The sequence below is a fragment of the Caballeronia sp. LZ028 genome, assembly GCF_031451415.1.
GTDB classification, from domain to species: Bacteria; Pseudomonadota; Gammaproteobacteria; order Burkholderiales; family Burkholderiaceae; genus Caballeronia; species Caballeronia zhejiangensis.
Window position 1 is genome coordinate 102,283 of record NZ_JARUXN010000006.1, and the last position, 23,930, is coordinate 126,212.

Consider the following 23,930-nt stretch of genomic DNA (forward strand, 5'->3'; position numbering starts at 1 on the left):
CCTTTACGCGCACGCGATCGACGCGCGCTCCGGCGCGTTTGCCCGCTCGGCGCACACCGCATCGACGATGTATTGCGCATCGCGCGCCACGCCGGAGAAGCGGCCCGAGCCCCACGTATGCAGCCACGGCAAGCCGACGAAATAAAGGCCCTTCACCGCCGTCACGCCGCGCGTATGCGATGGATAACCGCGTCCGTTGAACACCGGCGCATCGAGCCACGCGAAGTCCGGCGTGAACCCTATGCACCATACGATCGATGTGATCCCGCTCGCCTGCAGGTCGAGCTCCGCGCGCTCTTCCTGCGGCTGCCAGATGGGTACATAAGGCGCGGCGGGAGGCGCGTCGATGCCGTGCTTCGCGATGAAACCGTCGATGCTCGCGTTGATGCGGTTATAGGTATCGTCGGCGTCATCGAGATTCGCGCGCAGGTTGGTCGCGAAACGCAGCTTGCCGTCACGGAAGTCTTCGAGCCGGCCAAACAGTTCCATGCCTTCGAGCGCGAAGCGGCGCAGATCGATGTCGCGTCCGCCGTCGCGGCCCGTGACGTAATGATTGGTGTTGTCGCGCACGCCTTCGCGCAGCGGATGATCGGTCACGGGCATGTCGTAATAGCGCATGTCCGCGAGCCAGTCGACGACATCGCGACCGCGATGAAACCGCGCGCAACGCGGCGCCTCGCCGACCGCGAGATGAACCTTGCGTCCCGACAGATGCAGATCTTCCGCGATCTGCGCGCCTGACTGACCCGAGCCGACGACGAGCACCGCGCCGGGCGGCAGCGCACCGGCGTTGCGATATTCCGATGACTGCACCTGCACGATGTCAGCGGGCAGACGCTCGGCCATGCGCGGCACGATCGGCGTGTGATAGCCGCCCGACGCGACCACGATCTGATCCGCCGTGAACGCGCCGCGCGTGCTCGTCACGGCGAAGCGTCCTTGCGCGTCGCGCGTGACGCGCGTGACCGCCGCGCCCTCGAGCACCGGCGCATTCACCTTGGCGATGAACGCATCGAGATAGTCGATGATCTCGTCCTTCTTCATGAAGCCGTGCGGGTCCGCGCCCTGATACGGATGCCCCGGCAACGCGCATTGCCAGTTGGGCGTCACGAGGCAGAACGTGTCCCAGCGTTGCGTGCGCCATGTGTGCGTGACGCTGTGCTTCTCCAGCACGAGATGATCGATGCTGGCCTGCTTCAGGAAGTAGCTGGCCGAAAGCCCGGCCTGTCCGCCGCCGATGACGATCACGCTGTAATGCGCCGGCGCGGTCTGTGCTGAATCGATGTTCGACATATTCAATCCCTCTACCATTCGACAAGTGAGTCAATCGAGCGCCAGCACGGTGACGCGTGCCTCGTGCGCTTCGCTGAAGCGGCTCGCATCCTCTTCGATGCGCGCAAGCTGATCGAGCGCGGCCGAGCACGCGAAGCCGTATTTCTCCCGCACGCGCTCCGAGCCGATGTGCAGCGCCTCGCGCGAACGCGCGACGAAATCGCCGACGCTATAGCTTTCGCCTGCCGCGAAATACTCGCCGACGACCGTCGAAGGCGAATAGCAGCTCGCCTCGACGCCGTCGGGCCAACGAATCAGAAAATGCATCACTGGCATGGTGTAGCCTCGGTTGCGGGGTTCATCGCGCGCATATGAACGGCTCCTCGTGCAGGTTCCATAGCAACGCGGCATCGCCGTCGCGCGTCAACACGACTTCACGCGATGCATCCACTTCGCCGATCACCGCGCTCGCGAGGTCGCGCGAAGCAAACCGCGCGAGCACTTCATCGACCTGTTCGGGACGCACGGACAGCACGAAGCCGAAGCTCGGAAACGCCGTGAGCCAACGCTCGAAATCGACGCCTTCGGGACAGGGCAACGCATCGAGATCGATGCGCGCGCCGGCCTTCGAGCATTCGAGCAACATCAGCGCGGTGCCGAGCGCGCCCGCCATGCTGATGTCCTTCGCGGCGTCGCACAGGCCGTCTTCGGCTAGCGCGGGCAGCAGTTCGTAATCGCCGCGCGCGCGGCCAGCAGGCGCGCTCACCGATGCATTCCAGAACGGATAAGGCTCCTCGAAACGGCCGCGCAAATCGACGGCCATCACGAGCGCATCGCCGGGGCGCGCGTCGAAGCTCGTCAAAAGCTTCCTGGCCCGCCCGACGATCGCCACCGCGAGCTGCGCGCCGTCGCTGCGCACGTTGCTATGGCCGCCGACGATCGGCACGCCATACGCCGACGATGCCGCCGCCATGCCCGCGAGCACCTCGGATGCCGCTTGCGCGTCGCCGCTCCACAAGGCATCGACGACGGCGAGCGGACGTCCGCCCATCGCGTAGATATCGCTCACGTTCACCATCACGCCGCTGTAGCCCGCGAACCACGGCATCGCGCGCACGAAGTCGCTCACCAGCCCTTCGATGGCGAAGAGCAGATAGCCGTCGCCATCGGGAATCGCGGCGCAGTCGTCGCCTATCGGCACGGCCTGAGCGCCTTCAGGCAGCCGCGACAACACGCCCGAGATATCGCTCTTGTGACGAAAGCCGCGACTCTCGCGCAAGCGTTCGACGAGACCGGCCAGCGCGTTCACGACGGCCTCCGCGCCAGCGCGACGAATCCGCTTTGCGGCGTGACGCACGGCGGATACGCATCGAGTTGCGCGCGCATCAGATGATGCGGGCGGCCGAAGAGCGTCTCTTCCCGCTGCGTGTCCCAGCGCAGACGCCGGAAAAGCGGCACGTTCTGCGCCTGCACATGCGCGAGAAAAGTCTCGCATCCGAGCGCGTGTGCGCTCGACACCGCGAGCCGGATCAGCGTCGAGCCGATCTTGCCGTGCGAACGGAAAGCGGCGTGCACGGCGAGCCGCGAGCCGAGCCACACGCGCGGCTGCGTCTCGTGGATGCGTACCGTGCCGACGACCTGCTCCGGCATGCCCGCGACGCAACTCAGCGCAACGAGCAGTTGCGCGCGTTCGTCGATCTCGTCGCGATCGTCGCCGACGAACACGCCCTGCTCGATGCAGAACACCGCGCGGCGCAGCTTGTACGCTTCATCCGCTTCCCACGGCAGCGTTGCCCACTTGACGCGATATTCGACCGGCGTATAGGCGAGATCGAATGCATCGCCCTCGATGGCTTCGACGAACATGTCACACCTCGTACGAAGAAAGCGACGAGCACGCGCCGCATTTGCCGCAGCCCGCTTTGATATCGGCGGAACGCATGTTGGCGTTTGCGAGCATCGCGCCGATGGGCGCCAGCACCGAGCGCATGAATTCGGGCGTGGGCGCGGGATGATCTTCGAGCGGCGTGCCGCTGATCGGCACGAAGGGCACGACGAACGGATACACACCGAGCGCGATGAGCTCGCGCGCCGTATCGACGATGGCCTGCGCGCTGTCGCCGAGCCCCGCGAGAATGTACGTGCTCACCTGTCCGCGTCCGAATACGGCGACCGCCGCCCCGAAGGCTTCCATGTAACGCGCGACCGGCACCGTCGCCTTGCCCGGCATGATGCGTTCGCGCACGGAAGGCGTCACCGCTTCGAGATGCATGCCGAGCGTGTCGATGCCGCTTGCCTTCATGCGCTCGAACCAGCGATCGTCGTCGGGCGGCTCGCATTGCGCCTGGATCGGCAGATCGACCGCGGCCTTGATCGCGAACGCGCTTTCGCAAAGGATCTGCGCGCCGCGATCGGATGTGGGCGGCGTGCCGGTCGTGAGCACCATATGCTTGACGCCATCGAGAAGCACGGCTGCGCGCGCGACTTCGGCAAGCTGCTCCGGCGTCTTGCGCGCGATCGTGCGCCCCGCCGCGAGCGACTGGCCGATCGCGCAGAACTTGCACGACTTGCGCCGGCTCTCGTAGCGGATGCAGGTTTGCAGCACGGTCGTCGCGAGCACGTCGGCGCTATGCAGCGTCGCGATGTGCGAGTAAGGCACGCCGTCGAGCGTCTGCATCGCATAGAAGCGCGGCGCCTTCGGAAAGCTGATGCTCGCGATCGGAATGGTGTTGCGCATCAGCGCGCTTTTGCCGTTCGCATCGGGCTCCCCGGCGACGAACGGCGATTCCCACGCGGTGCTCGTATGCACGGGCACCATGATGGTCACGCCATCGACCGTGACCGCCTTGTGATCCGACGGTCCCGCGCCGCCGCGCCGGCTCGACACGCCCGCGCGCGGATCGACGAGCCGCAGGCCCGTCGACTGAAGCTCAGTCATCAATTGCCGTGTCGATGCCGGCAGGTTCTCTCGGGCGCTCATCGTGTTCGGTGTCCTTGAAGGAAGTGACGGGCGATGCCGGGCGATCGTTGATCGCGAGGCTCAGCAGTTCGGGCCGTGCGTAATGACCGACCGAATCCATCATGCGTTTGCGCTTCGTGATGAGCGCCATGTCGAGATCGGCGATCACCATGCCCTCGCCTTCGCGCAAAGGCTCGGCGAGATGCTGGCCTTCGGGCGAGACGATCGCCGTGTTGCAGCCGCCGCGCAGCGCGCGTTGCAGATTCGGGTCGGGCGTGACGGCTTCGATCTGCGCATCGGTGAGCCAGCCCGTCGCGTTGACGACGAAGCAGCCCGATTCGAGCGCGTGATGGCGGATCGTCACTTCGATCTGCTCCGCGAAGATCGGACCGACCAGCGAGCCGGGGAACTGGCTGCAATGGATCTCTTCATGCTGCGTCATCAGCGCATAGCGCGCGAGCGGGTTGTAGTGCTCCCAGCACGCGAGCGCGCCGACTCGTCCGACGCCCGTTTCGACGACCTTGAGACCGGCTGCGTCGCCTTGCCCCCAGATCATGCGTTCATGAAACGTCGGCGTGATCTTGCGGCGCTTGAGCAGCAGCTTGCCGTCAATATCGAAGATGAGCTGCGTGTTGTACAGGCTGCCGTGATCGCGCTCGTTCACGCCGAGCACGACGACCATGTTCGCGAGCCGCGCGTGTTCGGCCACCGCCTGCGTGACCGGCCCCGGCACCACGACCGCTTCCTCGTAGAGCTTCATGTGATCCGCGCCCGACGCCACCGGCGCGCGCACGAACGAGAAATACGGGTAATACGGCACGAAGGTCTCGGGGAACACGATGAGCTGCACGCCCTGCGCCGCGGCTTCGTCGATTGCCGTGCAGACGCGGTCGAGCGTGCCGTTCGGACGCTCGAAGTCCGGCGTGATCTGCACGGCGGCGGCGCGCACGATGCGCTTTTTCGAAAGGGCATCGGCCATGATCGTCACACGGTCCACGTATGGATGACGAGCGCATTCTCCTTGCGATGAAGCAGCTGGAGATCGAGCACGTCGAGCGGGTTGATCGGACGAATGCCTTCGATCAGCGAGGCTTCGCCGTGTCCGTAAAGCGCCTGCAATGCGAAGCGGCACGCGTACACCTTGCCGCCCTCGGCCATGAACTTCTGCAGTTGCTTGTTGAAGTTGAGATGGCCGGGGAAGGCTTCGTCGCCGAGCGTCGGAAAACCGCGTTGCAGACCGAGCGTGACGCCGGGACCGTAGAGCAGCACCGACGTATCGAAGCCCTTGCGTTGCAGACGCGTGGCCTGCAGCATGTTCACGAAGCCGATCGAGCCTTCGAACGCAACCGTATGAAACGTGACGAGCGCCTTTTCGCCGGGTTCGGCCTTCACATCCTCGAAGACTTTCTCTTCGTAGTCGACCAGAAAGTCGCCGTTCTTGTGAAGCGGTTGATTGACTGCGGGCATGGCATTCTCCGATGTATGGGTTCGCGAACGAGCCGTCGCTCTCGATCGTGGTCGATCGCATTCATCGCGACGGCGAACGCTAAAACGCAACGGATATGCCAATGATTGGCCTGCGAAATGCAATCACTTTGCAATCAAGCAAAACGATCTTGCATGCGCGAAGCGAAAATTTTTTGCGGAAGCCTTGATTCACGGGCCTTCGCGACGCGCCGCCTCGCTCATGCCCGCCTACCCACGCACGATTTCAGCGCAGAAAAGCGTGTGCATGGTGCGCGGCACACCGAAGCCGTGCATCGATGCGATCAATGCAATCAAGTGCGATCAGCGCATGCGATCTCTTTTCGATCGATTGTTTTGTCATGCTAAGGTCATCCGAACCATCGCCGGAGACATCGCGGTCATGAATCAGCTTGCGCATCACTGGGTCAGGAAGCTTGAAGACAGCAGAAAGCCCGCTTATCTGACGATTCCCGATCTGATCGAGGAAGACTTGGCGAGCGGCCGGCTTCGTCCGAGAGACCGGCTGCCCGGTCTGCGCGACCTCGCCGATCTGCTCGGGCTCAACTACACGACCGTCGCGCGCGCGTATGCCGAAGCGCGCAAACGCGGCCTGCTGGATTCACGCGCGGGCAGCGGCACGTTCGTGCGCGGCAGGACGCAGACCTTGCCGCTCGCGGGCGGCAGCAGTGTCGAGATGTCGATGAACATGCCACCCGAACCGCCCGCGCTCGCGGCGCGGCTGCGTGCATCGGCGGCGAGTCTGATGGAACGAGCCGATCCGTTTCAGTTGCTGCGCTATCAGGACTTCGGCGGCACGACGGCGGATCGCGTTGCGGGCCGCGAGTGGCTCAAGGCGCGCATTCCCGATGTCGATGTCGATACCGTGCTCGTCTGTCCCGGCATTCATGGCGCGCTCGTCGCGCTCGTTTCGCAGCTTGCGCGGCCGGGTGAAATGATCTGTCTGGATTCGCTCGCTTATCCGGGGATCAAGGCGATCGCATCGCAACTGGGCGTGCGTCTGCAAGCCGTGTTGCGCGACGATGAAGGGCCGCTGCCGCATGCGTTCGAGGCATTGTGCCGAACGGAAAAGCCCGGCGGCTTCTATTGCAATCCGACCTTGCAGAATCCGAGCACGTTGACGTTGACGCGGCAGCGGCGCGAAGCGCTGGCCGATGTGGCCTTGCGTTATAACGTGCCGATCATCGAGGACGAGCCTTACGGCATGTTGCCTTGCGATGCACCCGCCACGCTTGCCGAACTCGCACCCGAACTGACGTATCACGTAACCGGCTTATCGAAGACGCTTGGCGCGGGGTTGCGTGTCGCGTATCTGAAGGCGCCGACGTCGCGGCAGACTCAGCGCATCGCGGGAGCGTTGCGGGCGACGTCGGTCATGCCGAGCCCGTTCACCGTGCTGCTCGCAACGCAATGGATCAACGATGGCACCGCCGCCGACGTGCTCGATTCCATTCGCGATGAAGCGGCGGCGAGGCAGGCTATCGCGTCGGCGGAGCTTCGAGGTCTCGCCTTCGACGCGGATCCGCAAGGGTTTCATCTCTGGCTGCCCGTGCCTTCGATGTCCGACTGGAGCGCGCCGGAACTCGCGTTGCAGTTGCGCAATCAAGGCATCGGCGCGGTGGCCGGCGCCGCGTTCTCTACCGATGGCAATCCGCCGAATGCGCTGCGGCTGTGTCTCGGCGGGCCACAGGATCGCGAGGATTGCCGCGAAGCGCTAAGGCGCGTGGCGGACATGATGGCCGATCCCCATCATCTGCATATGCCGATGCTTTGAAGCGATGCGTACCCTCACGCGTCGGTCGCGTAACGACGGCAATGCTCGAGGTAGCCCGCTTCGTGGCTGCTCACCAACTGCACGATGCTGTTCCAAAGCCATAGCGGCGCGTCGATGGTCTTCGATCGATTGCGGCCGAGTTCGGCTCGCCACTCGCGCTTCGTTGCGTCGTCCATCTGACGCGCATGCGCCTTGCCTACGACACCCGCGAGATAATGCGCGACGTGCATCGCGTCATCCTTGCCGAGTTGCTCGATCTCGAGTTTCATGTCCTGCGGCAACAACTCGCGGATCACCACGCCGCGATCGAGCAGGCGGGCCGCGCGCATGCGTTCACCGAGAAACGGCGACAGGTTTCGCGCGCCTTCGAGGACGCGCAAGGCGTTGTCGCGCGGCATCGCGACGTCGTCGTAACGGGGCGCGGCGGCCTTCACGCCTTCCTTGATGTCCATCAGACACAGGTCGTCGCCTTCGACGACGCCACCATCGACATCGAGCAGGACCGCATAACGCAGACGGCCGAGCGAGCTGCAACCCTTCACCCAGTAGGCCGCGTCCAGCACGACGATCTCGCCCGAATCCTTGCGTCCCTTCAGGCTCGTCGGCAGGCTTGCGATGTCCTCATCGGCGAAGAGCGCTTCGATCGCCTTTCGCTCGTCTCCGGCAAGCGGCCAGAAGCGTTTGCCCAAGGGAATCGTCGGATGCAGGTCCTCGATGCGCTCGCGCGCGAGATGCTGCCACGATCGATGCACGGCTTCCTTCATCGTCACGTGAACGGGTTCGGGACGCTTGATATCGATGACTTCATCCGCGAATGCCGCTTCATATCCTGCGGCCAGCGCCTCGATCATTCGCACGACGTTCAGCCCCGACAACGATGATCCACGCGCAGCCGTCGCAAGCGACAAGCCCAGACGAACGACGTCATGCACCGGGTTGCCGATCACCGTCTGATCGAGGTCGCGAATCTGGATTTCCACTTTGCCTTTGGCATTGGCAATCGGTCCGAGATTGCCTGTGTGGCAGTCGCCGCAAATCCACACCGCCGGGCCCCGAGGCAACGAATCGCCGTTCGCCTCCATCACCCACTCATAGAATCGTTCGGTATTGCCCCTGACGTACGCGTGCGGCGAGCGCGCCATTTTGCAACGGCGCAGTTCGGTCAGAAGCGCCTGCCGGTCATCGGGCGCGGGCATGCCTTTGTTCGCTTTGCTGTTCTTGCTCATATCCGATCGCCGTAGGTGGTCGGAAGACAGAGCAGATGGTGTGCCGTCGTCTTGCAAACGGCTTACGCGGATCGATCGAAGCGTGTTTCCAGCACGCCGGCGATATTCGCGAGATTCGCCTTGATCTGTTCCAGTGCGAACGACAGCGTCGACAACGCCTGCAACTGCCGTGAGTCGTTCGCGTAGCCGAGAATCACGTTCGCGATATCCGATTGGACGGCAGCGGACGCATCGTTCAGCGGCCCGAGGAAGCGTTCGGCAGGCGGCAGCGGTGCGCCGCCGCGCATCCATGCAGCCAGTGCCTGCAGATAGCCGCTTGCGCAATCGCGCACGAGTTCGATGCGCTCCGCGAGCGGCTCCGTTTCCTCGTTCGTCAGCCAGCCGCATTGCGATTGCCCGATGCGATCGAGCAGCACCAGTCCATGCCATAGCGTTTCGAAAGCGACGAGCGCGGCGCCGAGCGACGATCCGGTTTCGAAGCGCGCACGCACGCGCGTCTCGCCGCAGACCGCGCGCGCTTCGACGAGATGGCGCAGAAAGCGCTCATGCAGCGCATCGACGCGTTCGCGGTTTTCGAGCGGACCGAGGATCGGCATCGTCGCGAGCAACGCACGGCAGTCATCGAGAAGCTCGCCCATGATCTCGAAGGCGCGCGAACGCGACAGTTGCGGCCACACGCTCGACGACACACCGATGCCGATGGCCGCGCCCAGCGCGATCGCTTCGGCGCGCGACACCGCGCCTGCAACGCCCGCCGATGGTTCGAGCGCGAGCGCCGCCGCCACGACGATGCTGTAGTTCGTCGTCGGGAAGAGCGTCGACGCAAGGCATGTGACGAGCGTCGCAAGACCGAGTCGCGGGAAGGCATCGGCGGCATCGGGAAAGAAATGCAGCGTCGCGAGGCCCACCACGGTGCCGATTGCCGCGCCGATCATCTGGCCTACGCCGTACTTGAGGCTGCGGTCGAAGCTCACCTGCAGCGCGAACAGGCTGGAAAAAACGCCCCACGTTGTACTCGATGAACCGATGAAATTCATGCACGCATACGTCAGCACGCTCGCGATGAGCGATTGCACGCACATGCGCAGCGCATCGAACCGGCCGATGCGTCGGGGGCGTCTTCGTATGATTGTCAATTCGGCTTGAGTCGCTGAGAGGTTTGCACGATGCGAGCATCGCCTGTGCCCATGCCACGGCATTGCGATTGCTGAAATGGCGCATCCCCGAATCGGAGCCGATCATGAGACCGCTCGTCAAAACCCTCCTCGTTCTGAGCCTCGCCGCCCTCTCGCCGATGGCCGCCGCACAGGAAACCGCCAGCCGACACGACCGGCAAGGCGGCGATGCCAGGCTTCGGCTCGTCGCGACCTTCGAGCATCAAGTGACCGGCGTCACCGTGACGCCCGATGGCCGCACCTTCGTCAACTTTCCGCGCTGGACGGAAGACGCGCCGATATCCGTCGCCGAGCTCGGCAGCACCGGCGATCTGCGACCCTATCCCGATGCCGATTGGAATAGCTGGCGCAATTCACGTCGCGATGAAGTCACGCCGCAGGATCACTGGGTCTGCGTTCAGTCCGTCGTCGCGGACAAGCGCGGCAATCTGTGGGTCATCGATCCGGGTGCGCCGGCGCAGTCGCTCGTCGTGCCGGGCGCGCCGAAGCTCGTGCAGATCGATCTGGCATCGAACCGCGTCGCGCATGTCTATTCGTTCGATGAAACCATCGCACCGCAAGGCAGCTATCTCAACGATGTCCGCATCAGCCCGGACGGCCGCTTCGTCTATATCACCGATTCGGGCGTACGCGGCGCGATCGTCGTTGTCGATACGGCGTCCGGCTCGGCGCGCCGCGTGCTCGACGGCGACCCGAGCACGCAGGCCGACAAAAGCGTGACCGTGATGGTCGACGGCAAGCCGCTGCAGCAGACCGACGGACGGCGCGTGAGCTTTTCCGCCGACGGCATCGCGCTGACGCCCGATGGGCGCTATCTGTACTGGCAGGCGGTGAAGGGCAAGACGCTGTATCGCATCGCGACCGACGCGCTTCAGAACGCGCAGTTGAGCGCGCAGCAGGTTTCGTCGCGCGTCGAAGCGGTCGGCATCGACGGTCCCGCGGACGGTCTCTGGTTCGACGAGCGCGGACGGCTTTACGTGTCGTCGGTCGAACATCACGCGATCCGCGTGCGTGACGGCGATCGCTTCACGACGCTGCTGCGCGACAAGCGTCTCGTCTGGCCCGACACGTTCTCGGAAGGCGCGGACGGCACGATCTACGTCACGGATTCGCGCATTCCCGACATGAGCTGGTTCGACCCGCAAAGCCCCGTCGCGTTACCGACGCGGCTCTATGCGATCAGGGGACGCTAGCGAATGCCGTCTTCGTCGCTAGCTGACGAAGACGATCTCCTGAACATATGAACTGCTGCAAGTGAAATGGGCGATGCGTCCGATGCGCAAGTGAAGAAGCACTTGCTCGAGTCCGTGGACTTCCCTGCCGTCCTTCTGCTGGCCGACGACGTTCGCGCGGCTCGCCTCGGGCCCGTTGCGCTTCAGATCGATGATGCGGCGGATGGCGCCCTGCGTGTTGGTGAAGTATCGGTTCATGAAGGCGCACGTGCGTTGTCGTGCTGCGATCGTAGCGTCGCTCACCTCAAGCGAATGTTATGCAGGATACGTAGCCGCGCGATCCGCGCAACGTCGCACGCACGGCGCCTCAGCAGCTTCGGATGACATCCGTGAGTTCCGATGCGGTAACGGGCTTGCGCAGATAGCCGTCGAATTGACGCGATGAATCCATGTCGAATCCGCGCGTACCGGTCACCGCGACGATGCACGCCTCCGTCGATGCGCCCGCGCAGCGCACGAATTCGCAGAGCTTGCGTCCGTCGATATCCGGCAAGCCGATATCCATGAACACGGAGTCGTAGCGAGTCTGGCCTGTCATGCGCAGCGCCTCGCCGCCGGTACGCGCGACGTCCGCGTGATGGCCGAGCGAGGCGGCCAGTTCGGCGAAAGCCGCGGCGACGTTTGCATCATCTTCGACGAACAGAAACAGCATTGTCGATTCCGGCCGATTGCGGCCGGCTCCCGGTGTTTGAAGGGACGCGCATCCTGTCGCAACGCGAGCAAATCCCGTACCGCTCGGACGGACTTCGACACGACGCTATTTCGGTTCATCGCGACTCGGCACGGACGGCGTCGATATCGCGCCGAGCGTCGACGCAACTTCGCCGTCCGACCATGTCGCGATATCTCCCAGCGCAAGCATCCCGACGAGTTGCTTTTCTCCGTTCACGACGGGCATACGGCGTATCTGCAACCGTTCCATCCGGCGCATCGCGTCTTCGATATCGTCGCTCTCGAAGCACCATTCCACCGGCTCGCTCGCCACTTCCTGCACGGCGCACGAAGCATCCTTGCCCGCCGATACCGCGCGAACCACGATATCGCGATCCGTCACGACGCCCTTGAGCCGCGTGCCGTCGCATACCGGCAGCGCGCCTACGTTCAATTCGTCCATCAGCTCGGCCGCGCGGCGAATCGTGTCGCCCGACGCGATCGCCTGCACGTCTCGTGTCATTACATCGGCTACCTTGGTCATGACATTCTCCCGTCTGAATCACGCTGTTCTCGCGATGAGAGAAACAGCATCCGTCATGCCCTCGTCTCGCGTCAGCGTGCGGCACGCCGATTGCTAATCAGGTCGCACGTCCGCTTTCTGTCCATAGAGACGATGCACCCATGCAAAGCGCATTGACGCCCGCGGGCATTCAAGCCAGCCGCATTCTCGACCTGTGGCATCTGACGCTGGCCGTCTGCTGCGTTGTGTTCGCGGCGATTCTGCTCGCGTGTCTCATCGCGATGATGCGCGCGCCTCGCGCGAATCGCGCAACGCCTGCGGATCTCTCCGCCGTCGGGCATCGCGAGCCGCGCGTGCGCTTCTGGGTCGTCGCCGCGACGGGCGTGTCCACGTTTCTGCTCTTCGGTCTCGTTCTCGCCGATGTCCTCACGGACCGCGCGCTCTCGCGCCTGCCCGTCGACAACGCGTTGCGCATCGAGATGACGGGTTATCAATGGTGGTGGCAAGTGCGCTACGCGAACGATGGCGACGCGCCCGGCTTCACGCTCGCCAACGAACTCCATGTGCCGGTCGGACGGCCGGTGGTCGTGTCGCTGAAAGCCGCCGATGTGATCCACACGTTCTGGGTGCCGAATCTTCATGGCAAGAAAGACATGATTCCCGGCCGCGATGCGACCATCGAGTTTCGCGCGGACAAGGCGGGCGTGTATCGCGGACAATGCGCCGAGTTCTGCGGTTACGAACACGCGTTGATGGCGTTTCAGGTCATCGCCGATCCGCCTGCGCAGTATGAAGCGTGGGCGGCCCGTCAGCGCCAGCCGTCCATCGCGCCATCGGACGACATCGCCGTGCGCGGCCGCGACGTGTTCATGAGCCAGGACTGCGCGCGCTGTCACACCGTGCGCGGCACCGAAGCGCAAGGCACGATCGGCCCCGATCTCACGCATGTCGCGAGCAGGCAGTTCATCGCGGCCGGGACGCTTTCCAACAATTGCGGCAATCTCGCCGGATGGATCGTCGATCCGCGCGCGCTCAAGCCCGGCACCGTCATGCCGCCGACGCGCCTGCCGCCCGCCGATCTGCAAGCGCTGCTCGTCTGGATGGAGACGCTCAAATGAGTGAAGCACCGCTGACAGACGGTCCGCACGCATCGCCCGAAGTGCGCGATGCGCTCGCGAAAACCTGGAGCGATCCGCCGGGCTTCATCGGCATGTTGAGCGCGGTCAATCACAAGACGATTGCGCGACGCTTCATCGTGACGACCTTCGTGTTCTTCGTGCTCGCAGGCTTGCTCGCACTCGCGATGCGCACGCAGCTCGCGCGTCCGGATCAGCGGCTGATCGGCCCGAACCTCTACAACGAACTCTTCACGATGCACGGCACGACGATGATGTTCCTCTTCGCCGTGCCGGTGATGCAGGCCGTCGCCGCGTACCTCGTGCCTTTGATGATCGGCGCGCGCAGCATCGCATTTCCGCGCATGAATGCGTATGCGTATTGGGTGTTCCTGTTCGGCGGCTTGCTGCTGTTCGCCGCGCTCGCCGTGAACACCGCGCCGAACACCGGCTGGTTCAGCTACGTGCCGCTCGCCGGTCCCGACTACTCGCCGAACAAGGGCACGGACATCTGGGCGCAGATGATTACCTTCACCGAGCTTTCCGGCCTGCTCGAAGCGGTGGTTCTCATCACGACGATCTTCAAGCTGCGCGCGCCCGGCATGTCGCTCAACCGCATGCCGCTCTTCGTTTGGGCGACGCTCGTGACGCAGTTCATGGTGATCTTCGCGATGCCCGCCGTCATGCTGTGCAGCACAGCGCTGATTCTCGACCGCCTCGTCGGCACGCATTTCTATAACCCGGCGAAGGGCGGCGACGTTTTGCTGTGGCAACACCTCTTCTGGTTCTTCGGCCATCCCGAGGTGTATCTGATCTTCATTCCGCCGCTCGGCTTCATCTCGTCGATCATTCCGACGTTCGCGCGCCGCCCGATATTCGGCTATCCGGCGATGGTGCTGTCGCTCATCGCCACGGCGTTCCTCGCCTTCGGGCTGTGGGTGCATCACATGTTCGCGACGAACATTCCCGAGCTCGGCAAGAGCTTTTTCACGGCGGCGAGCCTGATGATCGCGATTCCATCGGCGATACAGATCTTCTGCTGGATCGGCACGCTATGGACCGGCAAGCTCAATCTGCGTGTGCCGCTATTGTTCGTCCTCGCGTTCTTCTTCATCCTCGTGATGGGCGGCATGACCGGCATCATGGTCGCGTCGGTGCCGCTCGACCTCCAGGTTCACGATACGTACTTCGTCGTCGCGCATCTGCATTACGTGCTGCTCGGCGGCGCGGTGTTTCCGCTCTTCGGCGCGTTCTTCTACTGGTTTCCGAAATTCGCGGGACGCTTGCTCGACGAGCGGCTCGGCAAGTGGCAATTCTGGCTGTTCTTCATCGGCTTCAATGTGACCTTCTTTCCGATGCATCTGCTCGGACTCGAAGGCATGCCGCGGCGCGTGTGGACGTATCCGCACGGCATGGGCTGGGACGGCATGAATTTCACGGCGACGATCGGCGCTTACATGATCGCGTTGAGCGTGCTGCTTTTCATCGTCAATGTCGTGAAGACGATGCGCAGCGACGAACGCGCCGCCGCCGATCCGTGGGGCGCGGGCACGCTCGAATGGAGCGTGCCGTCGCCGCCGCCGCCGCACAACTTCGATGCGATTCCGGTCGTGCACGGACGCGATCCGCTGTGGGAGCCGTCCGCGCAACCGGCCTTCGTCGCGGGTCTCGCCGCCGATGCGCGCGAAGTGCTCGTGACGAGCGTGCTCGATGCGCAGCCCGATCATCGGCCGATGTTTCCGACGCCCTCTCTGTGGCCGTTCGCAAGCGCCGTCGCCACGACGATTCTGTTCATCGGCTCGATCTACACGCCGTGGGCGATCGTATGGGCGTCGCTGCCGGTCGCCGTGGCGATGATCGGCTGGTTCTGGCCGAGTCGCGGCGAGAACCGGCTCGCGGTCGCGCGGGAGCGCCGGCCATGAACGCCGAAACGCGCCGCGAAGCGCACGGCACCGGCGAGCTCGTGCTCGACGTGCGCGCGTTGCCGACCTTCGCCTTCAGTCACCGCAGCCTCATGTGGTGGAGCACGGCCGGCCTGATGCTGATCGAAGGCACGGTGTTCGCCATCGCGGTGATGATGGTCTTCTATCTGCGCACGCGCGCCCCCGCCTGGCCGATGGCGGCCGAGCCGCCGCGTCTTTTCTGGGGCACGCTCAACACGGTCGTGCTGCTCGCCAGCCTGTGGCCGAACCAGCTCGCGAAGAACGCGGCGGAACGTGGCGATCGCCGGAAAGCGGCGATCTGGCTCGCGGTGTGCCTGGGCGCATCGGTGATTTTCCTCGTGATACGCGGATTCGAATTCGCATCGCTCAACGTGAGCTGGTACGCGAACGCGTATGGCTCGGTCATCTGGCTGCTGCTCGGTCTGCACACGACTCACCTCATCACCGATACCGTCGATACGGCCGTGCTCACGGTGCTGCTCTTTACGGGGCCGTTCGAGGGCAAGCGGCTCGTCGATGTCAGCGAAAACGCGCTCTATTGGTACTTCGTCGTGTTGAGCTGGCTGCCGATCTACGGCGTCATCTATTGGGCGGCGCGGCTATGAAAACCTGGCTCGCGCTGCTCGGCGCTCCGTTCATCGTTCTCGCCTGTCTCAGCTTGAACTACGCGCTGGTGACGCCCGCGTGCCGGCTCGGAGGCCATGCGTTGCTCGACGGCGTGAGCGGCGCGAGCGCGATCGTCTGCGTGGCCGCGACGCTGCTCGCATGGCAGCGCTGGCGCGACGCGCGGCGCAAACTCGCCCTGCCGACGCCCGATACCGGCGACCGTCCGGCACGCGCCGGTTTCATCGCGGCGGTGGCGGCCGGTGTGGGCGCGCTGTCGGTGCTTTCCGTGATCGCGATTTCGATACCGCAATGGCTACTGTCCGCCTGCTGAAATGCGCGCTGCCTTGCGTGCTCCTGTCGTCCGCCGATGCGTATGCCCACGTCCCAGCGACGGAGGCATCGCCGCTCGCGTGGACGTTCGAACCGTGGATCGTCGCCGTGCTGGCGGCGAGCCTGACGCTCTATCTCGCCGGCTATCTGAAGCTGCACAAGCGCGGCGCGCAAGGCCGTCGCGAGCGGACCGCGAAGCTGATCGCGTTCGCCGCCGGATGGTCGACGCTCGTCGTCGCGCTGGTTTCGCCGCTGCACGCATTGAGCGAATGGCTCTTCTCCGCGCACATGCTGCAGCACGAGCTCTTCATGCTCGTGGCCGCGCCGCTGCTCGTCATCGGCCGGCCGCTCGCCGTGTGGCTCTGGGCGTTTCCCGCGAACGCGAGAGCGCGCATCGGCGCGGCGACGCGTTCACGTTGGATCAAACTGCCATGGCGCTTCCTGACCTTGCCCGTCGTCGCGTGGACGTTGCACGCCGCCGCGCTGTGGTGCTGGCACGCGCCGCGCTTCTTCGAGGCGGCGCTCGCGCGCCCCGGCATCCACACGCTTCAGCACGCGAGTTTTCTGGCGAGCGCGCTGCTGTTCTGGTGGACGGTGTTCGGCCGCGCATCGGAAGCGCAGGGCGCATCCAATGCCCACGCGATGCTTTCCCTCTTCACGACGATGGTCCACACCGGCGCGCTCGGTGCGCTGCTGACGCTCGCGCCGGGTGTCTGGTATCCGTCGTGCATCGAGACGACGCGCGCCCTCGGCTTCGATCCCTTACAGGATCAGCAACTCGGCGGTCTGGTGATGTGGGTTCCGGGCGGGCTTGCGTATCTGATCGGCGGATTGCTCGTCGGCGCGCGCTGGCTGATGCGGCGGCCGCCGCCGCGCGCCGTCGCCGACGTGGCCAGCGAAGGATGAGCACATGCACACGACTCCAATCGCGCTCCTTCTGATCGCTACGCTCGCCGCTTGCCAGGGCAAGCCGCCTTCGGCCGACGCGATCACCGGCGGCAATCCGCGACACGGCCTCGATGCGATCCAGCGTTACGGCTGCGGCGCGTGTCACCTGATAGACGGCGTGCCGGGCGCTTACGGCAAGGTCGGACCGACGCTGCAAAACATCGGCGAGCGGGCTTATGTCGCGGGCAAGCTGCCGAACACACCGGAGAATCTGCAGACATGGATCCGTTTTCCGCAGCGCATTTCACCGCAGAGCGCGATGCCCGATCTCGGCGTCGGCGAAATCGATGCGCGTGACATCGCCGCATACCTGTATCACCAATAACGATGAACGTATCCCGCTTCCTCTCCGTTCTGCTTCTGTGGCCGCTCGCCGTCATGGCGGACGACATCGCGTCGCCATCGCCCGAACTGATTGCGCGCGGCGCGTATCTCGCCAAAGCCGCCGACTGCGCCGGATGCCATACCGCGCCCTCGAACGGCGCGCCGTATGCGGGCGGGCTCGAGATGACGTCGCCGTTCGGCACCATCGTCAGCAGCAACATCACGCCGGATCGCGAGACGGGCATCGGCACATACAGCTACGAGGACTTTGCGAAGGCGTTGCGCGAGGGCGTCGCGCCGGGCGGCAAGGGGCTTTATCCCGCGATGCCGTATCCGGCGTTCGTGAAGATCAGCGACGACGATCTGCGCGCGCTCTACGCCTACATGATGCATGGCGTGCCGCCCGTGAATCACCGGCCGCCGGAAACGAAAGTACCCTTTCCGTTCAATCAGCGCTGGGCGTTGCCTCTGTGGCGCATGGCGTTCGCGCCGAAGCAGCGGTTTGAACCGCACGCCGATCGCGATGCGAGCTGGAATCGCGGCGCCTATCTCGTGCAGTCGCTCGGGCATTGCGGCTCGTGCCACACGCCGCGCGGGATCGCATATCAGGAACGCGGATACGACGAGTCATCGAAAACGTTCCTCTCCGGCGGCGTCAACGACAACTGGTTCGCGCCGAATTTGCGCGGAGATTCCGGCTCGGGGCTCGGGCGCATCGCACAGGACGATATCGCCGCGTTTCTCAAGACGGGCCACGGCGCGGGCATGGCCGCATTCGGCAGCATGGTCGAAATGATCGAGGACAGCACCCAATACCTGACCGATGACGATCTGCGCTCGATCGCCGTCTATCTGAAGACGCTGCCCGCGACCGGCGCGGCGGACGGCGTGTTCGATCCGTCGCTTGCGTCGCCGGGACGTCTCAAGACGCGCGCGCCCGACGTTGCGCCCGAACAGGGCGCGGCGGTCTATGCGGGGTTTTGCGCGCAGTGTCATCGAAGCGATGGCAAGGGCGTGCCGAATGCGTTTCCCGCGCTGGCGGGCAATCCCTCGGTCATCAGCGAAGATACGACCTCGCTGATCCGGCTGCTCGTCGAAGGCGGCAACAGCCCCGCGACGATCCACGGCCCGCCACGTCAGGCGATGCCGCCCTTCGCCGGACGCCTCACCGACGTACAGATCGCGCAAGTGCTCACGTATGTGCGCGCGTCGTGGGGCAACGACGCGCGCCCGGTCACGGCCAACGACGTGGGATCGTTTCGCGCGACCATCCACAAATGACGTGCGTTACTCCGGCGTGCCCGCGCCCTCGTTCGGCTTGACTTCGGAAAGGTCGTCCTTCCGCACTTCGGCTTCGCGCACGGTCGTGCCTTCGTCGTCCGTTTCGGAGACATCGGTGGTGAAGGTTTCGTCGTCGGAGGGCTTCTCGTCCTGTCCGCTTTGCTGGGATGGCGTGCTCATGTTCGATGCTCCTTACGGTTACGGCGGCCGCACCATACGGCCACTCTTGTTTCAACGCTTGCGCGCTATCGATTACTCGTTGGTCGGATCGCCCGGGTCTTCCACGCCCTTTTCGATGTTGTCCCTCTGATCGCCATAGTCCTTGCGATTGGCGCCGTTGGTAATTTCGACATCGCCTTTCACCTTGCGATCTTCATTGCCCGTCACGGTGCCGATGGCCGTATCGGTCCAGCCTTTGATCTGTTCCTTGATCCCTTCCCGTTGATCCTTGTTCATCGTGTGCTCCTGTGTGATGGACGATTGGCGATGACAGCCGATGCCTTCAGCGCGCCGCGCGTCCGCGAATCAGCGCCGCGATCGCGAAGCCTGCGCCGAGCGCGACGTAGGTCATCGCGAGCGAGCGCTTCGACAGATGAGCTTCGAAGCCGGGCGTGACTCGTTTGGGCACGGCGTGGTAATCGACGACATAGGCGACGAGCGCGGTCGTCGCGGCGGCGGCGACGACCGTCGCTGGCCGGGAACGCGGTCCGCATAACGACTCGAACAACACGCCCCAGAAAGCCGCGCTTCCCATGTGAATGGTTGCGCCGAACGCGCTGTATCTGAAGCTCGGTTCTTCATGCCAGATTGCTCTCGGCCATAAGCAATGGGATACGGCGTTGATCGCCGCGTATGGCTCGTGTCCCGCGCGAACGGCTGCGGTCGACGCGGCGCAAGCCGAAGCCAGTCCCGCAGCGGAGCCTGAATAGATGGCCCGCTTCATCAGGTCGTCGAAATGCCCTTGCATGTGTGGCTCCTTGCCGAACGCTCACGCGTTTCGCAGCATCCGCCGTGCCGAAGTTGCTCAGGAACGTCTTTCCGTGTGATGTCGATGTCCGCCCCTCGCGAACACGAAGAGCGTCGCGCCTGCCGCGGCGATTGCGAATCGACTCGGGTTCGCTTTTACCGCACCGATTACCTTCGCGATCACCGGCGAACCGTTCGGCGCGACGCTCGGGCGCGTTTGCATCGCGGGCGCGGTTTGCGGACGTGTCTTGGCGGGCACGTTCGTCGCCGGCGCTGCATGAGGCTCGCGCTTCTCGTTCGATTCGTCGGTCTTGCCTTCGCGCGCCTCGACTCGCGTTGCAGCGGCTTCCGCGCCCAGCAGCATGACGGCTGCCGCGAAATACAGCCACATCAGGAGCACAGCGAGCGAGCCGGCCGCGCCGAATGCGCTCGCGGTCCCGGCATGCGTGAGATAGAGCGCGAACAGCTTCTTGCCGACCGAGAACAGCACCGCGGAGATAACGCCGCCTACGAGCGCATCGCGCCACGGTACGTGACCATCGGGCAGATACTTCAACAGCGCGGCGAAAGCGCACGAAAGGATCGCGAGACCGAGCACGAACTGCACGATGTCGCCGATGACGACGAGCGGCGATTCCCCGAACACCCATTTGCCCGCGGCCTGCACGGCGGTGTCCAGCACGAGCGACACGATCAGCAGGAACGCGACGCCCATCACGAGACCGAACGAGATCAGCCGAACCTTGACGAGCGTGGCGACGCCCGATTTTTCTCTGCCGCTTTTCGGCCAGATGATCGATAGCGCCGTGTTCAACGATGAAAACGTCGCCGATGCGCCCACGGCCAGCAGTACGAACGAGATCACCGCGGCAATGCCGCTTCCGCCGCTCTGATGCGCGTGCTCGACGATCGCCTGCACGCTCGCGGCGGCATCCTTGCCGAGCATGCCGTTGATCTGATGAAAGAGCTGACCGCGAGCGGCCTCCGCGCCGAACACGATGCCGGCGACGGCGATCACCATGACGAGCGTCGGCGCGAGCGAGAACGCTGAATAGAACGCGATGCTCGCGGCCATCGGCGCAGCACGATCCGCGCTGAAACGTTTGAACGTGCGTGCGGGCCACGCGAAGGTTCGTCCCATAAGCGACTTGACGTTCATGGTTGTCTCCGTTGATTCATCCGTTCGGCATCAAGCATCGTCGATGCCCGCTCCGAAGTCAGTTGAATCGCGTGGCATACGCGTTGCTGATTCCCATTCAGGCCGATGCCGCGGACTTCGATCCGGACAGCCGGCCTTCCATTCCACGACGCGGCTTTCCCCCGCGATACGCCAGCGCGATGCATCGCGCTGAGGCTTGCAGCAGCATGACCGTAACCGACGCCTTCGACGTCCTCTTGGTCGCTGCGAGCATAACCGTCCAACCTTGATGATTCGCGCCGGGACCGTGAAGGGTTTCGTGCGCCCTAAAAGGAGCCATGCAATGTTCGTGCATAACAAGCGTCTGCAATACACCGTCCGCGTGAGCGCGCCCAATCCGGGTCTCGCCAATCTGATGCTCGAGCAGTTCGGCGGGCCGCAGGGCGAACTGGCTGCCGCGTGCCGGTACTTCACGCAAGCTGTCGGCGAAGACGATCCGGGCCGCAAGGACCTGTTGTTCGATATCGCCACCGAAGAACTGAGCCATCTCGAAGTGATCGGCTCGATCGTCGCGATGCTGAACAAGGGCGCAAAGGGCCAGCTCGCGGAAGCAGTGGAATCGGAAGCCGAGCTGTATCGCTCGCTCACGGGCGGCGGCAACGATTCGCACACCACCGCGCTGCTCTATGGCGGCGGCCCTGCCCTCACCAACTCCGCGGGCGTGCCCTGGACCGCTGCCTATATCGACACCATCGGCGAACCGACGGCCGACCTGCGCTCGAATATCGCCGCTGAGGCACGCGCGAAGATCGTCTATGAGCGTCTCATCAACGTGACGGACGATCCGGGCATCAAGGAAGCGCTGGGCTTTTTGATGACGCGCGAAATCGCGCATCAGAAGTCGTTTGAAAAGGCGCTTCATTCGATTCAGCCGAACTTCCCGCAAGGCAAGTTGCCGGGCGAGCCGGAGTTCACGAGCGTGTACTTCAACATGTCGAAGGGCAATGACGCGCGCGGGCCGTGGAACGAAGGCGGCGACTGGAAGTTCGTCGAAGATCCGCAACCGGCCGTCGATGGCGGCGACGGAGCGGCCACCGTGACCGTGACCGAACGCGATGTCGAAGTGCTGCAGGCGATGGCATCGCGCACGGCTTCGGATCCGTCCGCCGATCCGACCACCGGCGCCGACCTGGGCGCTGGAAAGGCGAACGAAGTGTAAGACCCGCGGCGCTGCTCCGGCTCGGGGCAGCGCCGCTCGAGCGTTATCGATGCGCCAACGAATCATGAGTGCCGTGAGCGAATACCTGGTACCGAAATGCGCGATCTGGACACGTAGAACGAAAACCGCGCCCGGCACGCCGCGCGTGCTCGTCGTCGACGACTATGTGGATACGGCCGACGCCATCAGCATGGTTCTGGCCGTGTGCGGATTCGATGCCGATGCCGTCTACGGCGGCCTCGGCGCAATCGACGCGACCACGCGATGCAAACCGGAAGTCGTCCTGCTGGATATCTGGATGCCCGACATGTCCGGGCTCGAAGTCGCCGCCCGCCTTCGCGCGGACGCGAACACGTCCGGGACCATTCTTATCGCCCATTCGGCGGCAGCAAGCGAGGCCGATCTGCAACGCGCGAAGCAAGCGGGATTCGACGCGTTTTGCGCGAAGCCGACCGACGCGATGACCTTCGCGCCGTTGCTTCGTTACTTCGTGCACGGGCCCGTCGCATGACGAGACGCGCGGCACGCTCGATGCGCGATGCGCGGAACATCGACATCACTGACGCACAGAGGAAAACATGAGCATCTTCTCGAACATATTGAACAAGATCTTTCCGCACGACCATCCGGCGGCGACCGCTTCCGGCGGGACCGTGCCGCCTGCGGCACCCAATGCGGCGCCGCCATCGAGCACGACCTCTTCGGGCAATCCGACCAGCACGCCTCTGGGTTCGGCGAGCGGCGCCGCCGGCACGCCCGCAACGCCCGGCGTCGAGCCTGCACGGCCACCGGTCACGCCATTGCCCGAAGTGGACGTCATTGCGATCCTCACGCAAAAGCAGCAGCAAAACGGCGCGGCGCTGAACTGGCGATCGTCCATCGTCGATCTGCTGAAGCTGCTCGATCTCGATAGCAGTCTCGAATCGCGCAAGGCGCTGGCGCAAGAACTGCACTACACCGGCAACACCGACGACTCCGCCACGATGAACATCTGGCTGCACAAGCAGGTCATGACGAAGCTAGCGGAGAACGGCGGCAAGGTGCCGGCCGATCTGAAATGAGCACCCGCTTTTCCCTGATCGATCCATGAACGAATCTCGACACAGCATGCGACGCGCTTCGTCACCGGCCGCCGCAAGCGTAACTTCTACTTCGATTCGTTGAACGACTTGGCGTAGAGCTGCGCGCTCCGGTCCAGATCTTCCGTCGCGGCATAGATCAACGGCTGCGCTTCGGGAGAAAGCACCGCACCGTCGATCACGCTGCCTGTCACGAGGCGATGATCCCCGGCTTCGATATCGCCGATAGCCTGACAGTCGAAATACGCCAGCGCATCGGGCAGTATCGGCGCGCCGCTTCGGCCGGTTTTCCAAGGCGTCGACGACAGCTTGTCGATCGTGCGGCCCGATTGTGTCCCGAAGTGCGCGGCCAACGTCTGCTGATCCGAACGCAGCACGTTGATGGAGAACGCGCGTCCGCGTTGCAGTATCCGATAGGACGCATGCGCCGGATTGATTGCGATCGCAACGAGCAGCGGGTCGAACGAGACCTGCATGACGGAGCTCGCCGTAAACGCGTTCTTCGTCGCGCCGTCCGCCACGCCGATCACATGGACGCCTGCCGTCAGACGCCGGAAGAGGTCGGCCATACCGTTTGTCATCGCGCTTTACCCTTGATGTCGGAGGAATCGTTCAAGCGTGCATGTGCATGTGCCATGCCTCGGCGGGAATACGCGTTGCGCAAGTCGAATGGCAGCGACGACG

At 64.3% G+C, this 23,930-nt stretch carries 29 protein-coding genes; 12 read left to right on the forward strand and 17 right to left on the reverse strand.

The features are described from left to right. Window positions 1–3: 3 nt before the first annotated feature. From QCE58_RS30480 to QCE58_RS30510, 7 genes are read right to left on the reverse strand one after another with little or no spacing between them, the layout of a single operon-like run. On the reverse strand, window positions 4–1,293 hold the full coding sequence (locus QCE58_RS30480; RefSeq protein ID WP_250442205.1) for an MSMEG_0569 family flavin-dependent oxidoreductase: 1,290 nt from the start codon (window positions 1,291–1,293) through the stop codon (window positions 4–6). Between the two features lie 30 nt (window positions 1,294–1,323). After that, entirely contained in the window at window positions 1,324–1,608 is a 285-nt protein-coding gene (locus tag QCE58_RS30485) for an MSMEG_0570 family nitrogen starvation response protein (protein WP_250437867.1), read from the reverse strand. A 22-nt stretch (window positions 1,609–1,630) separates the two neighbouring features. Continuing rightward, window positions 1,631–2,581 (reverse strand): sll0787 family AIR synthase-like protein, encoded by a 951-nt coding sequence (locus QCE58_RS30490; protein WP_250522689.1) that lies wholly within the window; start codon window positions 2,579–2,581, stop codon window positions 1,631–1,633. Beyond that, window positions 2,578–3,138: an MSMEG_0567/Sll0786 family nitrogen starvation N-acetyltransferase gene (locus QCE58_RS30495; RefSeq protein ID WP_008345722.1), complete on the reverse strand. Its 561-nt coding sequence runs from the start codon at window positions 3,136–3,138 to the stop codon at window positions 2,578–2,580. The genes QCE58_RS30490 and QCE58_RS30495 overlap by 4 nt, the downstream gene beginning before the upstream one ends. Window position 3,139: 1 nt before the next feature. Next, window positions 3,140–4,210 carry an MSMEG_0568 family radical SAM protein gene (locus QCE58_RS30500; protein WP_250522688.1) on the reverse strand — a complete coding sequence of 357 codons (1,071 nt, stop codon included), beginning with the start codon at window positions 4,208–4,210 and terminating at the stop codon, window positions 3,140–3,142. Beyond that, window positions 4,203–5,210: a Nit6803 family nitrilase gene (locus QCE58_RS30505; RefSeq protein ID WP_250520525.1), complete on the reverse strand. Its 1,008-nt coding sequence runs from the start codon at window positions 5,208–5,210 to the stop codon at window positions 4,203–4,205. The genes QCE58_RS30500 and QCE58_RS30505 overlap by 8 nt, the downstream gene beginning before the upstream one ends. A 5-nt stretch (window positions 5,211–5,215) precedes the next feature. Continuing rightward, complete coding sequence (locus QCE58_RS30510; protein ID WP_008345727.1) at window positions 5,216–5,698, reverse strand: MSMEG_0572/Sll0783 family nitrogen starvation response protein; 483 nt, start codon at window positions 5,696–5,698, stop codon at window positions 5,216–5,218. A 400-nt stretch (window positions 5,699–6,098) separates the two neighbouring features. Between QCE58_RS30510 and QCE58_RS30515 the strand changes: the two genes are divergently transcribed. Continuing rightward, window positions 6,099–7,490 carry a PLP-dependent aminotransferase family protein gene (locus QCE58_RS30515; protein WP_008345729.1) on the forward strand — a complete coding sequence of 464 codons (1,392 nt, stop codon included), beginning with the start codon at window positions 6,099–6,101 and terminating at the stop codon, window positions 7,488–7,490. Between the two features lie 14 nt (window positions 7,491–7,504). On the opposite strand, the gene QCE58_RS30520 is transcribed toward QCE58_RS30515, so the two are convergent. Further along, window positions 7,505–8,716 carry a DUF2252 family protein gene (locus QCE58_RS30520; protein ID WP_250522687.1) on the reverse strand — a complete coding sequence of 404 codons (1,212 nt, stop codon included), beginning with the start codon at window positions 8,714–8,716 and terminating at the stop codon, window positions 7,505–7,507. Window positions 8,717–8,778: 62 nt separating this feature from the next. After that, complete coding sequence (locus QCE58_RS30525; RefSeq protein WP_250442203.1) at window positions 8,779–9,798, reverse strand: FUSC family protein; 1,020 nt, start codon at window positions 9,796–9,798, stop codon at window positions 8,779–8,781. Between the two features lie 158 nt (window positions 9,799–9,956). On the opposite strand from QCE58_RS30525, the gene QCE58_RS30530 reads away from it, so the two are divergent. Continuing rightward, on the forward strand, window positions 9,957–11,084 hold the full coding sequence (locus QCE58_RS30530; RefSeq protein WP_175982171.1) for an L-dopachrome tautomerase-related protein: 1,128 nt from the start codon (window positions 9,957–9,959) through the stop codon (window positions 11,082–11,084). Window positions 11,085–11,102: 18 nt separating this feature from the next. Here the strand turns inward: QCE58_RS30530 and QCE58_RS30535 are convergent, their stop codons facing one another. The 3 genes from QCE58_RS30535 to QCE58_RS30545 form a co-directional block, all read right to left on the reverse strand. Beyond that, on the reverse strand, window positions 11,103–11,321 hold the full coding sequence (locus tag QCE58_RS30535) for a hypothetical protein (protein WP_250458505.1): 219 nt from the start codon (window positions 11,319–11,321) through the stop codon (window positions 11,103–11,105). A 109-nt stretch (window positions 11,322–11,430) separates the two neighbouring features. Further along, window positions 11,431–11,775, reverse strand: a complete 345-nt coding sequence (locus QCE58_RS30540; RefSeq protein ID WP_008345740.1) for a response regulator — start codon at window positions 11,773–11,775, stop codon at window positions 11,431–11,433. A 105-nt stretch (window positions 11,776–11,880) separates the two neighbouring features. Further along, entirely contained in the window at window positions 11,881–12,318 is a 438-nt protein-coding gene (locus QCE58_RS30545; RefSeq protein WP_033535648.1) for a CBS domain-containing protein, read from the reverse strand. Between the two features lie 140 nt (window positions 12,319–12,458). On the opposite strand from QCE58_RS30545, the gene coxB reads away from it, so the two are divergent. The 7 genes from coxB to QCE58_RS30580 are packed head-to-tail and all read left to right on the forward strand — an operon-like array spanning window position 12,459 to window position 18,844. After that, window positions 12,459–13,415, forward strand: coding sequence for a cytochrome c oxidase subunit II (gene coxB, locus QCE58_RS30550; protein WP_250522686.1), 957 nt, complete (start codon window positions 12,459–12,461; stop codon window positions 13,413–13,415). Then, window positions 13,412–15,334 (forward strand): cytochrome c oxidase subunit I, encoded by a 1,923-nt coding sequence (gene ctaD, locus QCE58_RS30555; RefSeq protein ID WP_034471079.1) that lies wholly within the window; start codon window positions 13,412–13,414, stop codon window positions 15,332–15,334. Before coxB ends, ctaD begins: the two co-directional genes overlap by 4 nt. Next, window positions 15,331–15,960, forward strand: a complete 630-nt coding sequence (locus QCE58_RS30560) for a cytochrome c oxidase subunit 3 (RefSeq protein ID WP_008345745.1) — start codon at window positions 15,331–15,333, stop codon at window positions 15,958–15,960. Before ctaD ends, QCE58_RS30560 begins: the two co-directional genes overlap by 4 nt. Next, window positions 15,957–16,292 carry a hypothetical protein gene (locus tag QCE58_RS30565; protein WP_033535647.1) on the forward strand — a complete coding sequence of 112 codons (336 nt, stop codon included), beginning with the start codon at window positions 15,957–15,959 and terminating at the stop codon, window positions 16,290–16,292. Before QCE58_RS30560 ends, QCE58_RS30565 begins: the two co-directional genes overlap by 4 nt. Next, window positions 16,271–17,197, forward strand: coding sequence for a cytochrome c oxidase assembly protein (locus QCE58_RS30570; protein ID WP_250522685.1), 927 nt, complete (start codon window positions 16,271–16,273; stop codon window positions 17,195–17,197). The genes QCE58_RS30565 and QCE58_RS30570 overlap by 22 nt, the downstream gene beginning before the upstream one ends. Before the next feature lie 4 nt (window positions 17,198–17,201). After that, on the forward strand, window positions 17,202–17,564 hold the full coding sequence (locus QCE58_RS30575; RefSeq protein ID WP_250522684.1) for a cytochrome c family protein: 363 nt from the start codon (window positions 17,202–17,204) through the stop codon (window positions 17,562–17,564). Between the two features lie 2 nt (window positions 17,565–17,566). Further along, window positions 17,567–18,844 carry a cytochrome c gene (locus QCE58_RS30580; protein WP_250522683.1) on the forward strand — a complete coding sequence of 426 codons (1,278 nt, stop codon included), beginning with the start codon at window positions 17,567–17,569 and terminating at the stop codon, window positions 18,842–18,844. Window positions 18,845–18,850: 6 nt separating this feature from the next. Here QCE58_RS30580 and QCE58_RS30585 read toward each other — a convergent pair whose 3' ends face one another. The 4 genes from QCE58_RS30585 to QCE58_RS30600 all read right to left on the reverse strand — a co-directional run bounded on the left by QCE58_RS30585 (window position 18,851) and on the right by QCE58_RS30600 (window position 20,969). Next, entirely contained in the window at window positions 18,851–19,024 is a 174-nt protein-coding gene (locus tag QCE58_RS30585) for a hypothetical protein (protein ID WP_250522682.1), read from the reverse strand. 72 nt (window positions 19,025–19,096) lie between these two features. Further along, complete coding sequence (locus QCE58_RS30590) at window positions 19,097–19,300, reverse strand: CsbD family protein (RefSeq protein ID WP_250522681.1); 204 nt, start codon at window positions 19,298–19,300, stop codon at window positions 19,097–19,099. Window positions 19,301–19,346: 46 nt separating this feature from the next. Beyond that, window positions 19,347–19,811 carry a hypothetical protein gene (locus QCE58_RS30595; RefSeq protein ID WP_250522680.1) on the reverse strand — a complete coding sequence of 155 codons (465 nt, stop codon included), beginning with the start codon at window positions 19,809–19,811 and terminating at the stop codon, window positions 19,347–19,349. 57 nt (window positions 19,812–19,868) lie between these two features. Next, window positions 19,869–20,969: a YihY/virulence factor BrkB family protein gene (locus tag QCE58_RS30600; protein WP_250522679.1), complete on the reverse strand. Its 1,101-nt coding sequence runs from the start codon at window positions 20,967–20,969 to the stop codon at window positions 19,869–19,871. Between the two features lie 322 nt (window positions 20,970–21,291). Between QCE58_RS30600 and QCE58_RS30605 the strand changes: the two genes are divergently transcribed. The 3 genes from QCE58_RS30605 to QCE58_RS30615 all read left to right on the forward strand — a co-directional run bounded on the left by QCE58_RS30605 (window position 21,292) and on the right by QCE58_RS30615 (window position 23,228). Next, a complete protein-coding gene (locus QCE58_RS30605; protein ID WP_008345754.1) occupies window positions 21,292–22,167 on the forward strand; it encodes a manganese catalase family protein in 876 nt (291 codons plus the stop codon). Window positions 22,168–22,216: 49 nt separating this feature from the next. Then, window positions 22,217–22,678, forward strand: a complete 462-nt coding sequence (locus QCE58_RS30610) for a response regulator (protein ID WP_235366132.1) — start codon at window positions 22,217–22,219, stop codon at window positions 22,676–22,678. Between the two features lie 67 nt (window positions 22,679–22,745). Continuing rightward, window positions 22,746–23,228 (forward strand): DUF3597 domain-containing protein, encoded by a 483-nt coding sequence (locus QCE58_RS30615; protein ID WP_175982181.1) that lies wholly within the window; start codon window positions 22,746–22,748, stop codon window positions 23,226–23,228. A gap of 86 nt (window positions 23,229–23,314) precedes the next feature. Here QCE58_RS30615 and QCE58_RS30620 read toward each other — a convergent pair whose 3' ends face one another. Then, on the reverse strand, window positions 23,315–23,815 hold the full coding sequence (locus QCE58_RS30620) for a flavin reductase family protein (RefSeq protein WP_008345757.1): 501 nt from the start codon (window positions 23,813–23,815) through the stop codon (window positions 23,315–23,317). Window positions 23,816–23,930: the final 115 nt, after the last annotated feature.

Coding starts and splice junctions, on each gene's coding strand:
- QCE58_RS30480 (WP_250442205.1), bottom strand. CDS start 1,293: ATGTCGAACATCGATTCAGCACAGACCGCGCCGGCGCATTACAGCGTG.
- QCE58_RS30485 (WP_250437867.1), bottom strand. CDS start 1,608: ATGCCAGTGATGCATTTTCTGATTCGTTGGCCCGACGGCGTCGAGGCG.
- QCE58_RS30495 (WP_008345722.1), bottom strand. CDS start 3,138: ATGTTCGTCGAAGCCATCGAGGGCGATGCATTCGATCTCGCCTATACG.
- QCE58_RS30500 (WP_250522688.1), bottom strand. CDS start 4,210: ATGACTGAGCTTCAGTCGACGGGCCTGCGGCTCGTCGATCCGCGCGCG.
- QCE58_RS30505 (WP_250520525.1), bottom strand. CDS start 5,210: ATGGCCGATGCCCTTTCGAAAAAGCGCATCGTGCGCGCCGCCGCCGTG.
- QCE58_RS30510 (WP_008345727.1), bottom strand. CDS start 5,698: ATGCCCGCAGTCAATCAACCGCTTCACAAGAACGGCGACTTTCTGGTC.
- QCE58_RS30515 (WP_008345729.1), top strand. CDS start 6,099: ATGAATCAGCTTGCGCATCACTGGGTCAGGAAGCTTGAAGACAGCAGA.
- QCE58_RS30520 (WP_250522687.1), bottom strand. CDS start 8,716: ATGAGCAAGAACAGCAAAGCGAACAAAGGCATGCCCGCGCCCGATGAC.
- QCE58_RS30525 (WP_250442203.1), bottom strand. CDS start 9,798: ATGTGCGTGCAATCGCTCATCGCGAGCGTGCTGACGTATGCGTGCATG.
- QCE58_RS30530 (WP_175982171.1), top strand. CDS start 9,957: ATGAGACCGCTCGTCAAAACCCTCCTCGTTCTGAGCCTCGCCGCCCTC.
- QCE58_RS30535 (WP_250458505.1), bottom strand. CDS start 11,321: ATGAACCGATACTTCACCAACACGCAGGGCGCCATCCGCCGCATCATC.
- QCE58_RS30540 (WP_008345740.1), bottom strand. CDS start 11,775: ATGCTGTTTCTGTTCGTCGAAGATGATGCAAACGTCGCCGCGGCTTTC.
- QCE58_RS30545 (WP_033535648.1), bottom strand. CDS start 12,318: ATGACCAAGGTAGCCGATGTAATGACACGAGACGTGCAGGCGATCGCG.
- coxB (WP_250522686.1), top strand. CDS start 12,459: ATGCAAAGCGCATTGACGCCCGCGGGCATTCAAGCCAGCCGCATTCTC.
- ctaD (WP_034471079.1), top strand. CDS start 13,412: ATGAGTGAAGCACCGCTGACAGACGGTCCGCACGCATCGCCCGAAGTG.
- QCE58_RS30560 (WP_008345745.1), top strand. CDS start 15,331: ATGAACGCCGAAACGCGCCGCGAAGCGCACGGCACCGGCGAGCTCGTG.
- QCE58_RS30565 (WP_033535647.1), top strand. CDS start 15,957: ATGAAAACCTGGCTCGCGCTGCTCGGCGCTCCGTTCATCGTTCTCGCC.
- QCE58_RS30570 (WP_250522685.1), top strand. CDS start 16,271: ATGGCTACTGTCCGCCTGCTGAAATGCGCGCTGCCTTGCGTGCTCCTG.
- QCE58_RS30575 (WP_250522684.1), top strand. CDS start 17,202: ATGCACACGACTCCAATCGCGCTCCTTCTGATCGCTACGCTCGCCGCT.
- QCE58_RS30580 (WP_250522683.1), top strand. CDS start 17,567: ATGAACGTATCCCGCTTCCTCTCCGTTCTGCTTCTGTGGCCGCTCGCC.
- QCE58_RS30585 (WP_250522682.1), bottom strand. CDS start 19,024: ATGAGCACGCCATCCCAGCAAAGCGGACAGGACGAGAAGCCCTCCGAC.
- QCE58_RS30590 (WP_250522681.1), bottom strand. CDS start 19,300: ATGAACAAGGATCAACGGGAAGGGATCAAGGAACAGATCAAAGGCTGG.
- QCE58_RS30595 (WP_250522680.1), bottom strand. CDS start 19,811: ATGCAAGGGCATTTCGACGACCTGATGAAGCGGGCCATCTATTCAGGC.
- QCE58_RS30600 (WP_250522679.1), bottom strand. CDS start 20,969: ATGAACGTCAAGTCGCTTATGGGACGAACCTTCGCGTGGCCCGCACGC.
- QCE58_RS30605 (WP_008345754.1), top strand. CDS start 21,292: ATGTTCGTGCATAACAAGCGTCTGCAATACACCGTCCGCGTGAGCGCG.
- QCE58_RS30610 (WP_235366132.1), top strand. CDS start 22,217: ATGCGCCAACGAATCATGAGTGCCGTGAGCGAATACCTGGTACCGAAA.
- QCE58_RS30615 (WP_175982181.1), top strand. CDS start 22,746: ATGAGCATCTTCTCGAACATATTGAACAAGATCTTTCCGCACGACCAT.
- QCE58_RS30620 (WP_008345757.1), bottom strand. CDS start 23,815: ATGGCCGACCTCTTCCGGCGTCTGACGGCAGGCGTCCATGTGATCGGC.